This window comes from Flavobacterium sp. (assembly GCF_965657075.1).
GTDB lineage: Bacteria > Bacteroidota > Bacteroidia > Flavobacteriales > Flavobacteriaceae > Flavobacterium.
The window spans coordinates 1-15,828 of sequence record NZ_CBFHMV010000032.1; the positions used below are offsets into that span (position 1 = coordinate 1).

Here is a 15,828-nt window from a genome sequence, read left to right on the forward strand (position 1 = left end):
CTTCAAAAACTTGGTGGATATAAGAACCCATGATTACTCCATCATCAGTAGCAATTCCAAATAAGGCTATGAAACCTACCCAAACGGCAACGCTTAAATTGATGGGATGCATTTGAAATAAATCGCGCATGTTTACATCTGCAACAGCAAAATTCATGAACCAATCTTGTCCGTATAACCATAGCATTATAAATCCACCTGCAAATGCAACAAATACTCCAGAGAAATGGATTGACGATGCAATAACAGTCTTGAATTGAAAGTATAGTAATAAGAAAATAACTATCAAACAGATTGGAATTACAATAGAAAGCCTTTTCATAGCTCTAATTTGATTCTCATAACTTCCTGAAAACTTATAATTAACTCCTTGAGGAACTTTTAATTCCCCAGAATCAATTTTAGTTTGAATTGCTTTTTGAGCATCATTTACTACATCAACTTCGGCATAGCCATCATTTTTATCGAATAAGACAAAACCAACCAGAAAAGTATCTTCACTTTTAATGGCTTGAGGTCCTTTTTTATATTCAAACTGAACTAATTGACCTAACGGAATCTGTGCGCCAGTAGGAGTAGCTATTAATATTTTTCCTAATGCTTCAGGGCTATCTCTTAATTCTCTAGGATAGCGAACTCTTATAGGATAGCGTTCTCTTCCTTCAACAGTTGAAGAAATTTTCATTCCTCCAATTGCTGTTTCAATAGCTTGTTGAACATCTTCTATATTTAAGCCAAATCGAGCAATTTTTTCTCTATCAATATTTAAATGTAAATAAGGTTTTCCTACGATTCTATCAGCAAAAACAGCTTCGCTTTTTACAGAAGGAACTTCTTTAATAATGGCTTCTAATTCTAATCCAAATTCTTCAATAGTTTTTAAATCGGGTCCAAAAACTTTTATTCCCATAGGTGCTCTCATTCCTGTTTGAAGCATAACCAAACGAGTTTCGATAGGTTGTAATTTAGGAGCAGATGTAACACCTGGTATTTTAGATGCTTTTACAATTTCATTCCAGATATCATCGGGTGATTGAATTATATCGCGCCAATTTCTATAGAAAGAACCATCTTCGTCTGGTATTAAATTTTTTACAGTAATTGCCTGTTTTAGTGCTTCATCATGTGAAAGTGTATCACCAGATTTTGTAATGTAACGACCTTTATTATCGGTTTTAAATCGCATTCGATGTCCGTTAGCATCCAAAATATATTCTGGCTTATAATTGATAACGTTTTCATACATTGAAATTGGAGCAGGGTCTAAAGCACTTTCTACACGTCCTAATTTCCCAACTGCCATATCAACTTCGGGAATGTGGTTTAGAATCATATCGAGTTGACCCACCACTTTTCTGTTTTGTTCTACACCAGCATGAGGCATAGATGTTGGCATTAAAAGATAGCTTCCTTCATTAAGTGTTGGCATGAATTCGGAACCAATTCCTGGAAAAGTGTGAGATGGAACTGACCATACTTTTGAAGTTTTGATGTTCCAACCTATTTTATCAAATCCTTTAGCCACAAAACCAAAAGTGCTTTCAAAACCAATCCATACTAAAACCCCAAAAAGTAATGTCGCTATGGGTAACAACATGAATTTACCTTTATTTTCTAAACACCAACGCAGCACTCTTTCATAAGAACTGACAATATATAAAAGTGCTCCTATTATTATTCCTAACAAAACAATTACAAATAGATAATTACCAATTACGCTTATTTGTGGGCCTAAAGGCATCCATTCTTGAGTTAAAAAGAAAGAAACAATAAATACTACTATAACTAAGTTGAAATGCTTTGTATAAAGTTGGAATTTTTCAGGAATTTTATGATTAAACAGGTCATATAATCCCATTAAGGTTAATCCCAACGGAAGCCAAATTTTGAAATAAATACTTAGTAAAATACCACCTGAAATAAATACATACGACCAAAAACGTTTTACTCTTTTCTTATCATAGTCAATTCCAAACAAATAGTTAGCTAAAGAAGGAAGTACTACAATTCCTAATACAAAAGCTCCTAACAGTGCAAAAGTCTTTGTGAATGCTAAAGGTCTAAATAATTTACCTTCAGCAGATTCCATTGCAAAAACAGGAATAAAACTAACAACTGTTGTTGCTAAAGCTGTTGTAATAGCTGATGCAACTTCAGTAGTTCCTTCATAAATTACTAGCATTAATTGTTTTCCTTTTACTCCTTTATTCTTCGGCATTTCGAGATGTCGAATAATATTTTCGACAAAGACGACTCCAACATCTACCATTACTCCAATAGCAATAGCAATTCCTGAAAGTGCAACAACATTTGCATCTACTCCAGAATAACGCATGACGATAAAAGTCATTAATACTCCAACTGGTAATAAACTTGAAATGATTAACGACGCTCTTAAATTAAAAACTAGAAGTAAGACGACAATAATACTAATTAACACTTCATGAGAAAGAGCTGTTTCTAATGTTCCTATTGTTTCTTGGATTAATTCTGTACGGTCATAAAAAGGAATAATGGTTAATTGACTTTCTACACCATTAGCTAATGTCTTTTTGGGTAAACCAGATGCTATTTCACTGATTTTAGATTTTACACCATTAATTACTTCTAATGGATTAGAACCATAACGTGCAATGACAACACCACCGACAGCTTCAGCTCCTCCTTTATCTAAAATACCTCTTCTGGTTTCTGGACCTAGTGCGACTACACCTATATCTTTTATACGAATTGGAACATTGTCTTTAACTGCTACAACTGCCAGTTCAATATCTTCTACTTTTTTAACATAACCTAAACCTCTAACTAAATACTCGGCTTGGTTAATTTCAATTGTTTTGGCACCAACATCTTTATTCGATTTTTGTACAGCAGTCATTACCTGCATTAAACTGATATTATATGCTTTCAATGCATCAGGATTAACATCAATTTGATACTCTTTTACAAAACCACCAATAGATGCTACTTCTGAAACTCCTTGCACAGCATTTAGTCCGTATTTAATGTAAAAATCTTGTGCTGTTCTTATTTCTTGTAAATCCCAACCACCTGTAGGTTTTCCATCTTTATCTCTACCTTCAACAGTATACCAATAAACTTGCCCTAATGCTGTTGCATCTGGACCAAGTGATGGTTTTACATTTTCGGGTAATAAACTGTTAGGTAATGAATTTAATTTTTCAAGTATTCTGGATCTAGACCAGTAAAATTCGATATCATCATCAAAAATGATATAGATACTTGAAAAACCAAAAATAGAATTACTTCTAATTGATTTTACACCTGGAATTCCTAATAAATAGGTTGTTAATGGATAAGAGATTTGGTCTTCAATATCTTGAGGCGACCTACCTTGCCATTGCGTAAAAACAATTTGCTGATTTTCACCAATATCAGGAATAGCATCAACAGCAACCGAATCAGTAGGAAGAAATGGTATTTTCCAATTAAACGGTGCTGTAGCAATACCCCATAAAATTAGCACCATTAGAATAAGTACAGTTACTAATCTATTTTCTAGGAAATATTTTATTATTTTATTTAACATCTGAATATAATATTTACAACCAACAAAAAATATTTATCAAGGTTTTTGATGAATATTTGTTGAATATTCCTCTAAAGTAGAAAATACTTTAGAGGAATAGGTTAATTACAACTTATTAAAGTACAATTACTCGCGGTCATACTGACAACATCCCGGAAGGTTGTCGTAATCTTCATCTTTTGCTTTAACAAGCTCTGAATCATATCCAGCTAAAGCTATACGCTTTGCTATTTCTTCTTTATTTGTTTTAGATTCATCATATGTTACCGTTGCTATTTTAGTTTCTTTGTTCCATACTACTGTAGCAATATCTTTGATGTTTCCTGCTTTTTCTATCGTTTTTTTACACATTCCACAATTACCTGAGACTTTCACTTCCTCTGTTTTTGTGTTTTTTGTTTGTGCGTTCATTGTGGTTGATAACAATACAGTGATTGCTATCATTATTTTTACTAATGATTTTTTCATTTTATATGATTTTAGTATTCAAAAAGATTTTTTTTTGAATGAATTTTTGAAATAAATTTAAATTGAATAGCAGCTATAATGAATTAAATAAGCATGTTTAACATGAGAATTTAAGATTCAAAAGACTGTTATAAAAAAATAGCAAATGCTATAAATTTGACATAAGTATGGCTGTCAAATTTTAAATTTAGCTTATTTTAGGAATAAGCCATATAGAAGAATGACCTTCTAAAACTGAAGGTGTTTTGTAGAAAAATTTAACTTTATTTAAAGATGTAAAGTTAAAAATACTATTTGATTTGTATGAAAGTATAATTGATGTTGAACTACTTATAGTAGTTGAAGGACAGCCACATTTTGAGTGACCACAACTTCCATTACATCCTTTATCATCATTGTTATTATCACAACAGCTTTTTTCTTTTGTTTTAGTAGTGGAAAGTTCTTTTTCACAAGATTGCTTATCACTACCACAAGCAAAAGTATTATTAGGAATAAAAAATATTCCTAAAAACAAAATTATTATGATGTAAGATTTTTTCATTTATTGTTCTAAAACATACCAAAGTTAATCAAAACAAATTAAATATTTTAAAAAAATTGTTAAAAATCAAGATTAAAACTTCATTCGTTGTATTCTAACTGCATTTAATATTGCTAATAAAGCGACTCCAACATCGGCAAAAACGGCTTCCCACATCGTTGCTAAACCACCAGCACCTAGAATTAAAACTATCGCTTTTACTGTAAAAGCTAAAGTGATATTTTGCCAAACAATTTTCTTGGTTTGTTTTCCAATATTTATTGCCATTGGAATTTTTGAAGGTTTATCGTCTTGAATTACTACATCTGCTGTTTCAATTGTTGCATCACTTCCTAAACCTCCCATTGCTATACCCACATTACTTAAAGCAACTACTGGAGCATCATTAACACCATCACCTACAAAAGCTACTGTTTGGTTTTTAGCTATAATTTCTTTTACTTTATTTACTTTATCTTCTGGTAATAAATCACCAAACGCATTTGTAATTCCTAATTTTTGAGCCACAAATTGTACCACGTTATTTTTATCTCCACTTAACATAGTAGTTTTGATTCCTAATGCTTTTAGTTTATCGATAGTTTGTTGTGCATCTTCTTTTATACTATCTGCAATGGTTAAATAACCCACAAAATTATTATCATACGCTACTGCAATTAAAGTATAGACAATACTTGATGGATCAATATCATATTTAATAGAAAACTTATCCATTAATTTAAAGTTTCCAACTAAAAGTTCTTTACCATTTGCACTAGCTTTTAAACCATGCCCAGCTATTTCTTCCACATTTTTAAGTTCAATTGTGCTGTCAATTTTTCCAACAAAATCATGAATAGCTGTAGCTACTGGATGTGTACTTTGGCTTTCAATAGCATTTACTAATTGAAGTATTTCATTTTGGTCAAAATCAGCTTTAAAAACGACTTCTTGCACTTTAAAAACACCTTCAGTCATCGTTCCTGTTTTGTCCATCACAACGTTTTGAATAGAAGCCATTACATCTAAAAAATTACTTCCTTTGAAAAGAATTCCGTTTTTAGAAGCTGCACCAATTCCACCAAAATATCCTAATGGAATACTTATTACTAATGCACAAGGACATGAAATTACCAAGAAGATTAATGCTCTATACAACCAATCGTTAAATACATAATTTTCCACAAAAAGCATTGGCACTAAACATATTGCAATTGCCAAAAACACCACAATAGGTGTATAGATTTTAGCAAATTTTCTAATGAATAATTCGGTTGGAGCTTTTTTAGATGTTGCTTCTTGCACCATTTCCAGAATTTTTGATAATTTACTATCTGTATAAGCAGTTGTTACTTTAACTTGTGAAACGGAATTCAAATTAATCATTCCTGCTAAAACTGTTTCTCCTTTTAGTTTTGAATCTGGTTTACTTTCTCCCGTAAGAGCTGCTGTATTGAAGGAAGCTTTATCTGATAGTAATTCTCCATCTAAACCTAATTTTTCTCCTGCTTTAAGTTGGATAATATCTCCGATTTTAGCAGTTGATGCTTTAATAGTTTTAGCAACATTATTCTCTATAATAGTAACTTCATCAGGTCTTTGGTCTAATAATGTCTTGATGTTTCTTTTGGCTCTTTGCACTGCCAATGATTGAAAAATTTCTCCAATGGCATAAAATAGCATTACCGCTACACCTTCAGGATATTCACCAATAGCAAAAGCCCCAATTGTAGCAATAGACATTAGTAAAAATTCAGAGAATACATCACTTTTACGAATGCTTTGTATGGCTTCTTTTACTACTGGAAGTCCGACTGGTATATAGGCTGCAACATACCAAATTATTCTAACCCAATCCGTAAACCAAGATTGGGTAAAATAATTATCAAAACCAATAGCCAACAATAATAATACGAAACTTATTATTGCCGGTAAAAATAATTGGAAGGTGGATTTTTCTTTTATTGAATGGTCATGATCATGTCCGTCATCTTCTGCATGTTGCTCTTCTGCTTTATTGATTTTATCTTCTATTCTACAGCATTCTGCATCGTCTACTATTTTTTGTGATTTTTTATCTGTCATAATAATCTATGTGTTTACGATTAGTATTTTTTTAATGTCTTCTGGAATTTCCATTGCTCTTAATGGTGGAACATTTGAACCACCTGTATTTCCGACAGGAATGTGTCCAACAAATGATTTTACACCACCTACTAGTAATCTTGGTATTTGACCCACTATTTCTGGAGTGCTTTTTATTTTAATTCCAAATTGTAACATTTTCCAATGAACAAATGTATGTTCATACGGATATTTTTGTCCGATTATATGTGCTCTTTCTAAATGAAACCATGACTTTTGTAAATTGTTTTCCTTAAAATTATTCTTTGCTAATTCTAGTTCAGCATTATAAAAAGGTTTCAATTTTGTAGGCATATTGGTATTTACTTTCATCTCTATTTTTTGTTTTAAATTATTAATGAACGTGTTCTCCACCACCTTTTGAAGCTGCTAATAAATAGAATGCTCCTTTGACTACAATTTTTGCATTGGCTGGAATTTCTTCTACTAATTTAACTTCAGTATATCCTAAATCGGTTGTTCCTGGAACTACTTCAATTGCTTTAAAGTGTACTTCGTTGTGTTCTTTTTCGGTAGCTTCTTCGTCATGATTATGTGCTTCTCCTTCTTTATGAACGTGTGCTTCTTTTTTTGCTTTTGGAGTTTCTTCTGCATGTTCTTCTTGCATATAAATATAATATTTATCTCCGTTTCTTACAATTGCGTCTTTAGGTAATGCTTGAACCGTTTGATTTGTAATGTTAATATTAGCTGCCACATACATTCCAGAAATTAAATCTTTTGTGTCATTTTCATTAATCTTGGCATGTACTGCAACCGATTTACTTTCGTTTGAAAAGGATTTATTAATACCAAATATTTTTCCTTTAATGACTTTATTAGATTGATTGGTTAGTACGAAATCAACTTCTTGACCAATAGAAATTTTACTCATGTCTTTTTCGAAAACGTTCAAGTCGAGGTGCATTTGTGTATTATCAATAACTTCAAAAAGAGTAATTCCTGTGTCTGCAAAAGCTCCTTTTGTAATGCCTATTTTACCCACATAACCACTTATAGGAGCAATGATAGGAATGATAGAAGAGTTCCCTGATAGACTTACATTTAATGCTTGTAATTTGTTTTTAGCGGCTTGTGCTCTTGCTCTTTCAACTGCTAATTTTGCTTTTACTTCTTGAAATACTTTGCGAGGATTTACATCTTCTTCACTTAATGTTTTTTGACGATTGTATTCTAACTGTAAATATTCAATATTTGCTATAGCAGCATTGTAATCTTCTTGCATTTCTGCCACTTGAAGGTTTTGAAGTGTAGCCAAAGTTTTTCCTTTTGCTACATAAGTACCTTCTAATACAAAGATGTCTTTTACAACTCCACCAATTAAGGTTGAAACATCTGCTCGGTTTTGAGGTGGAACAGTTGTGTAACCATTAGCTTTGATAATTGTATTGAGGTTTTTCATTTCAATACTTCCCATTTCAATACCTACGGTTTCGAATTGAGCTGTTGTTAATGCTACTTCTGTTTCCGATTTTTCTTCTTCATGTTCTTCTTCTGTTTTCTTTTCTCCGCATGAGTTTAGAATCAAGAGGAAAGAAGAAAGAAGAAAGATTTTAAAAAATGAGTTTATTTTATAATTTGGTTTTAAAGATATATTGATCATTATCGTGAGTATTAATTGTTATTGAAAGATGGAAATTGCATTTGTATGGCACTTTGATTGTAAGCGTTTACTGCTTCGATATTTTGCTTTTTAATATCAATGGCTTGATTAAGAAAACTTATGTAAGACCAGTAACTCATATCACCATTTGCATAACTTTTTTGAGCAGTAGTGATTATCTGTTCTGCATATTTTAAACCTTCATTTTCAAAATATTGTATTGCTTTTTGTTGTTTTTCAAATTGGTTTACTAATTGTTCTTTTTGCAGTTTTAAAGTCAATTTTGTTTTATCGAATTCTAATTGCGATTGCGACATACTGATTTCAGAAGCTTTGGCACGAGCTGTATTAGCTCCACTAAACAATGGAATTTGCAAACCAACCGTAAATCCTTGAAAATAAGATTCTTTGTTTAACGTTTGACCAAAGTAACCCAAGCCTAATTTTGGTGCTCGCATTTTTTTGAAAGTATTTGCTTCTTTTTCATAAACCATAGCTTGTTGGCTATAATAATCACTTACTAATGTTTCTACTTTGGATTCTTCTAAAACCGATGAACTAGCATATTTTAAAGAAGTTGAAGCTTCTGGAAGTATATCTTCATTTGTCTGAATAAAATACTGCAACTGCTTTTGATAGATTACTAAATCAAGAAGCATTTGTGCTTTTAAGGTTTCTATCTCCTTTACTTTAGCTTTAGCACTAATAGCTTCAATACTACCACTCTCACCAGTTTTAAATCGAAGCTCTGCATTTTTTAGAAATTTTGAATACACATCATACAATTCGTCATTTAGCTTTTGGATTGATATACCATATAAATATTGATAGTAAGCAATAGTTACCGCTTTTTCAATTTCATATTCCGATAATGCTTTCCGTTTTTCAGCCAGTTTTGCTAATTCTTCCTGAAGCTGTCTGTTTGCTTTTGTACTTCCACCAATTGGAAAATATTGTTGAATGCTTACATTATTATCATAATCAACACTATTGAATTGTCCACCCATGTATTCAATTTGCAAAGGATCTGCTTGAAAAGCTGTTTTCTTAAGAACTGTTTGTTTTTCAATTTCCTTATCGGCAATTTTTAAATCCATATTATTCTTTTTAGCCATTGTTATAGCTTGTTCTAAAGTTATGGGTTTGCTGTTTTGAGCAAATGAAAGCGTACTTATAAATAATACGATTAGGGTAATGATTGAATTTGGCATTTTTTTTCTTTTTTTAATACCTTTCTCAACTAATAAATAAAGAATAGGTAGAACGATTAAGGTTAGTAAGGTTGCAGAAAATAAGCCACCAATAACAACCGTTGCTAATGGTTTTTGCACTTCCGCACCACCACTTGTTGATAAAGCCATTGGCAAAAATCCTAAAGAAGCAACCGCAGCTGTCATTAATACAGGTCTAAGTCTCGTTTTTGTTCCGATTAAAACTCTTTGTAATGGGTCTGTAATTCCTTCTGATTTTAATTGGTTGAAATAGGAGATTAGTACAATTCCATTTAGTACTGCAATACCGAATAAAGCAATGAAACCAATACCTGCTGAAATACTAAAAGGCATTCCTCTCATCCATAAAGCAAAAACGCCACCAATTGCTGATAATGGAATAGCTGTAAAAATTAATAAGGCTTGTTTTATACTATGGAATGTAAAAAACAACAATACCATAATTAATGCTAATGCTATTGGTAAAGCAACAGAAAGTCTTTTGTTTGCTTCTACTAAATTTTCAAATTGACCACCATAGGTTATATAATATCCTGCTGGAAGTTTATAATTGTTTTCTAATTTTTGTTGGATTTCTTCGACTACACTTTTTACATCACGACCACGAACATTTAAACCAACTGTTATTCTACGTTTTCCATTTTCTCGAGAAACTTGAACTGGTCCTTGTTCATATTCCACAGAAGCTACTTGATACAGTGGAACTTGCTGACCGCTAGGTAATGGTATAAATAAATTAGCAACATCTGAAATATCTGTACGGTTTTCGGCATTCATTCTAACTACAACATCAAAACGTTTGCTTTCTTCATAAATTTTACCTGCACTTTCCCCAGCAAAAGACGCTCTGACTATCTTATTTACATCTGTGATATTAAGTCCATATAAAGCTATTTTATCATAATCATATTTAATCGTAATTTGTGGTAAACCTGTTACTTTATCTGCTTTTAAGTCACCTACACCTTCAATTTTATTGACTTTTGAAATTAATTCTTTAGCTTTTACATCTAGTATTTCTAAATCATCCCCAAAAATCTTTATAGCAATATCACTTCTACTACCCGTCATTAATTCGTTAAAACGCATTTGTATGGGTTGCGAAACTTCAATATTAGCACCAGGAATAACTTCCATTTCTTCTTTCATTAGATTGGCTAAATCTTCCCAATTATCTGCTGATGTCCATTCTGATTTATCTTTTAAAACAATAATTAAATCACCACTTTCAATAGGCATAGGATCAGTTGGAATTTCACCACTACCAATTTTTGTAACAATGGTTTTAATTTCTGGAAATTTTGCTTTTAGAATTTTTTCGTATTTAGTAGTTGTTTCAATCATCTGCGTTAATGAACTTCCTGTCATTATCGTTGCATTAATGGCTAAATCTCCTTCTTCGATTGTAGGTATAAATTCACCTCCCATATTTTGGAAAACTACCAATGCCATTACAAATAATCCGACAGCAATTCCTAAAACTACTTTTTTGATTTGTAATGCTTTGTCTAAAAATGGAGTGTATATTTTTTCAAACCATGCCATCATTTTATCGCTAAAGTTTTCTTTATGCTCTGTGTTTTTAGATAAGAACATTGCACTCATCATAGGTACATAAGTTAAAGAAAGTACGAAAGCTCCAATTACTGCAAATCCTACAGTCATTGCCATTGGCTTGAACATTTTACCTTCCGTTCCAACTAATGCTAATATTGGCAAATACACAATTAAAATTATTATTTCTCCAAAAGCTGCACTATTACGAATTTTGGAAGCAGATTTATACACTTCGCTATCCATTTCTAATTGGGTTAAGTTCTTTTGTCTCTTGAGTTTTTGTAAATGATGCATTGTGGCTTCCACAATAATTACGGCACCATCGACAATAATTCCAAAATCGATAGCACCTAAACTCATTAAGTTTCCACTAACACCAAAATGATTCATCAAAATAACAGCAAAGAGCATTGATAATGGAATAACAGAAGCTACGATTAAACCAGCACGAAGATTTCCTAAAAATAAAATCAGAACAAAAATTACGATTAATGCTCCCTCTAATAAATTTTTAGTAACAGTACCAATTGCACTATCTACTAATTTTCCACGATCGATAAAAGCTTCTGCAACGACTCCTTCAGGAAGTGTTTTGTTGATTTGAGCCATTTTTTCTTTCACTCGTTCCACAACTGCTTTAGAATTTTCTCCTTTAAGCATTAATGCCATTCCACAAACAATTTCACCTTTCCCATCTTTTGTAGCTGCTCCATATCGCATAGCATATCCTTCATTAACTGAAGCTACATCCCGAATTAAAACAGGTGAGCCGTTTCTGTTTTTTACAACAACGTTTTCTAAATCCTTACTTCCGGTTGCCATACCTACACCACGAATAAAGTAGGTCATTTGGTCTTTTTCTATATACGCACCACCCGTATTTTGGTTGTTTTTTTCTAAAGCTTCAAAAATTTCAGTTATGGTTACATCTAAACTCTTTAAAGTATTTGGTTTAACGGCTATTTCAAACTGTTTTAATTTACCACCCCAAGTTGCTACTTCTGCAACACCTTCAATTCCTTGTAATTGTGGAATGATAATCCAATCTTGGATGGTTCTTAATTTGATTGCATCGTATTTATCTTCATATCCTTTTTTAGCATATACATCATATTGATATATTTCTCCCAAACCAGTTGTAATTGGAGCCATTTCTGGAGAACCTGCATAAGCTGGAATATTTTCTTTGGCTTGGCTTATTCGTTGAAAAATTTGATTTCTTGCCCAATAAATATCTACATCATCTTTAAAAACAACAGTAACAACAGAAAGTCCAAAACGAGAAATACTTCGCAGTTCTATAACTTTTGGAATTGTTTTTAAAGATTGCTCTAATGGATATGTAATGAGTTGCTCAATTTCTTGACTGGCTAAAGTAGGTGCATTTGTAATAATTTGCACTTGATTATTAGTAACATCAGGTAATGCGTCAAGCGGTAGGTTTTTTAAAGAGTAGCTTCCCCAAGCTATTAACACAAGTGTAAAAAGTAGTATAATGAATTTGTTCTTTATACTGAATTGTATGATTTTGTCTAACATTGAAAATATTATAATGAATTAGAATTTAGCAAATTAAAAATCTGCCATAATTTGTGGTAAAAACACAAGATTCTAACCCGAAATTACTCGGGCTTCATTATACTATTTGTGGTGGTTGCCAAATACTCCCAAAGAAATTGGAATACAAATTAGATTTGTAAATGGAGTTTAGCGTTTGAATTTCTTCAATTGAGGTTTGAAAATTAAAAACTACTGTAGGTACATAAGACAATACGCTTTGTCCACAACAGTTACAAATACAAAAAGGAGAACATGCATCATTTTCCTGATCGTGTGAATGATTATCGTGGTTTGTGCCTATTTCACTTGAAGTATGCGTAAAATTAGATGCTTCCACATCTGCACATGGCAAACATGAAAGTACTACTAAATAGATTGATAATATGTAGCTAAAAATTTTCACAGCCGTAAAAGTAGTAAATTTATTTTTTAGTTTTTACGTTTTTCTACGCTTCTTTAGTATTCAACTTAAAACTAGAACTAAATTTATCTTTTAAAATACGCATATCCTCACTAACTTTTCTATCCAACACTTTTGCGTAATGTTGCGTTGTTCGCAAGTTTTTATGACCTAGCATCTTACTTACACTTTCAATAGGTACACCATTTGTAAGCGTTACAGTTGTCGCAAAAGTGTGACGAGCAATATGAAAAGTTAATTCTTTTTCAATCTCACAAACAGTTGCTATTTCTTTTAAATAAGCATTCATTTTTTGATTAGACAGAATAGGAAGTAATTTTTCCTGATTGTTACTTTGTGGATGATTCTCGTATTTATCGATAATCATTTGAGTAACTGGAAGGATTGGAATTTTAGAAGCTGATTCTGTTTTCTGTCTATGTGTAAATATCCATTTCTCGCCATCAATACCGAAGCTTATATGCGACTTTGTTAAGTTTTTGACATCAATGTACGCCAAACCAGTAAAGCAGCTAAAAAGGAATATATCGCGAACAATAGATAACCTTTCTGTTTTAAATTCTTTTTCAATAATACTTTGAATTTCTTCTTCAGATAAATAAACTCTTTCAACTTCTTTTACTTTGGATTTGTAGTTTGCAAAAGGATTTTTGTCAAGCCAGTCATTGGCCAAACATATCTTGATAATTTTATTGAAGTTCTTGATGTATTTTACAGCTGTGTTATTCGCACAATTTCTAACACTTCTTAACCAGAATTCATAATCGGTTATAAAAGCGTGATCAATCTTGGTAATATCAATATCAGAAATATTATATTTCCATTGCATAAACTCAATAGTATGTTTCAAAGAGGTTGTATAGCGTTCTAATGTTCCTGGAGCATATTCTTTACCTACCAATTCTTTAATTTTGTTGTTGTGATCTTGGAATATAGGCACTAACATTCGTTTAGTTTCAGCTAATCCAAACAATTCGTTTTTAAGATTTTCATTACTAACTATAATATCTTTTTTAAATAGTCTTTTTTCGGCTTCTAAAACTTGATTTTTTAAATAATCAAGATGACTATTAATTGTTCTTGCTTCTTCATTTGAACCCTTAACTTTAGTACCTTCTGATGACCATTTTTCTGGACTGATATACTTATTGGCACTAAACTCAAATCGTTTTGCATTGATAGTAACTCTTGCATAGATTGGGCAAACTCCTAAACTGTTGACTTTTGCTCTTTTAATGTAAAAGAGAATTGATACTGATGTGTTCATTGGTGGTGACCTTAAAGTTATTATTAAATTTATTATTTTTAATAACTACACACAAGATGTTCATTTTTTGAATATGTTATTGAACTGCTTGTTGTAGCAGTGTTTTTCGTTGAGAGGAGTCACTTAATTTTTTATATTTTAGTGACACCTCGAAAGACACCTAAACTTTGAGATTTTATGAATAATTTGATATAGCCCAAAAAGAAAAAACCCACTAAATTGTTGAATTTAGTGGGTTTTGTTACCATTTGCTTTTCAGCTCGCGGAGAAAGAGGGATTTGTCATCCATTTCTAACCGATTGATATTGTTGGTTTTAATATCTTTTAAATTCCTAGGGTCTCTCTTTTGCATCTATAAATGACGTGCAAATTTTTCGAAATCTTATAGTACAAATTTATGAAAATTAGATGATTAAACAAAGTCAATTATCAAAATTATTGTTCATTTATTGAACTGGTTATTGAAGTAAAAAGTATGTAGAATGAAGTTTAATAATTGATACTTTTTTTAAAAACCTCATCCGATAATTAAAGGTTCTACTTGTTCAATCTTTAAGCTAGTGTAATTACAGAACTCCTCAACTGATACAAACTCATTTTCAAGCTTATTCAGGTCACTTCTTATCTTTTGAAGTAATCTTGCACTTTGTCTATAACTCTTTCCTGTAATGCGTTGTATGTCCTTTGGGTAGATACACAACCTCTTTTTTTCAATTTTCATACTTTATCTATGCCTTTGACTAGGCTTTGAGTTAGCTAAAACCTATCTGAATTAAACATTTGAAGCCATAAAATTAATCATTCTTTGAACTGGTTCAGAAATGATTGATCAACTTGTTGAGATGTCTTTTGTGTCGATTTTGGACATATGTGTCATAAAATGACAGTAGTTTCTTCTTGTATATAATCTTGTTTCAAATTTGCTTTAAATCATTCAAGAATAGTTGCAACTGATGTATAGAATGAAGGAGATTTTAGATGAATGTTTAACAAAATTTTGATGTTATGGCTAGACAGAAAGGCATAATTAAACTAAAAGGTACTATCGGAGATATTACTTTTTACAAAACGCAAGATGGTCATTTAGCAAGAGAAAAAGGTGGAATTGACGCAAGCAGAATTGCTAGTGACCCTGCGTTTCAAAGAACTCGTGAGAATGGTTCCGAGTTTGGTAGAGCTGGTAAAGCAGGAAAAATGCTTAGAAACGCTTTACGACCATTGCTTTTAAATTCTGCGGATGGTAGAATGGTGAGCAGATTAACGCAAGCAATGATGAAGGTTATTCAAGCGGATTTGGTTAGTGAACGTGGTTTACGTAACGTGATTGATGGAGAAGCTGAATTGTTATTTGGTTTTGAATTTAATATTCGTGGAAAACTTGGTACTACTCTGTTTGCTCCTTTTGTAGCAACTATTGACCGTGTGGCTGGTGAAATTACTGTGGATTTGGCATCATTTATTCCTGCGAATATGATTGCTGCTCCAAGCGGAACAACTCACTA

The 15,828-nt window shown here is 31.8% G+C and carries 10 protein-coding genes; 1 reads left to right on the plus strand and 9 read right to left on the minus strand.

Features of this window, described 5'->3' with window-relative positions:
* From ACTF56_RS12095 to ACTF56_RS12135, 9 genes are all read right to left on the minus strand, one after another.
* Positions 1–3,550, minus strand: a 3,550-nt coding sequence (locus ACTF56_RS12095) for an efflux RND transporter permease subunit (protein WP_438967168.1), incomplete at its 3' end; no start/stop codon positions are given.
* Positions 3,551–3,676: 126 nt separating this feature from the next.
* A complete protein-coding gene (locus ACTF56_RS12100; protein ID WP_438967169.1) occupies positions 3,677–4,018 on the minus strand; it encodes a heavy-metal-associated domain-containing protein in 342 nt (113 codons plus the stop codon).
* 187 nt (positions 4,019–4,205) lie between these two features.
* Positions 4,206–4,562, minus strand: a complete 357-nt coding sequence (locus tag ACTF56_RS12105; RefSeq protein WP_300058772.1) for a hypothetical protein — start codon at positions 4,560–4,562, stop codon at positions 4,206–4,208.
* Between the two features lie 72 nt (positions 4,563–4,634).
* A complete protein-coding gene (locus tag ACTF56_RS12110; protein ID WP_438967170.1) occupies positions 4,635–6,626 on the minus strand; it encodes a heavy metal translocating P-type ATPase in 1,992 nt (663 codons plus the stop codon).
* Between the two features lie 6 nt (positions 6,627–6,632).
* Positions 6,633–6,998, minus strand: a complete 366-nt coding sequence (locus tag ACTF56_RS12115; protein ID WP_438967171.1) for a DUF3703 domain-containing protein — start codon at positions 6,996–6,998, stop codon at positions 6,633–6,635.
* 22 nt (positions 6,999–7,020) lie between these two features.
* The gene (locus tag ACTF56_RS12120; protein WP_438967172.1) at positions 7,021–8,289 is read right to left on the minus strand and encodes an efflux RND transporter periplasmic adaptor subunit; all 1,269 of its coding nucleotides are present in this window, start codon (positions 8,287–8,289) and stop codon (positions 7,021–7,023) included.
* An 11-nt stretch (positions 8,290–8,300) separates the two neighbouring features.
* Complete coding sequence (locus tag ACTF56_RS12125; RefSeq protein ID WP_438967173.1) at positions 8,301–12,617, minus strand: CusA/CzcA family heavy metal efflux RND transporter; 4,317 nt, start codon at positions 12,615–12,617, stop codon at positions 8,301–8,303.
* A 97-nt stretch (positions 12,618–12,714) separates the two neighbouring features.
* Entirely contained in the window at positions 12,715–13,041 is a 327-nt protein-coding gene (locus tag ACTF56_RS12130) for a DUF6660 family protein (RefSeq protein WP_438967174.1), read from the minus strand.
* 43 nt (positions 13,042–13,084) lie between these two features.
* Positions 13,085–14,326 carry a site-specific integrase gene (locus ACTF56_RS12135; RefSeq protein ID WP_438967175.1) on the minus strand — a complete coding sequence of 414 codons (1,242 nt, stop codon included), beginning with the start codon at positions 14,324–14,326 and terminating at the stop codon, positions 13,085–13,087.
* A gap of 1,005 nt (positions 14,327–15,331) precedes the next feature.
* Between ACTF56_RS12135 and ACTF56_RS12140 the strand changes: the two genes are divergently transcribed.
* Positions 15,332–15,828 (plus strand): hypothetical protein (locus ACTF56_RS12140; RefSeq protein WP_438967176.1); only part of this gene is annotated, 497 nt, incomplete at its 3' end.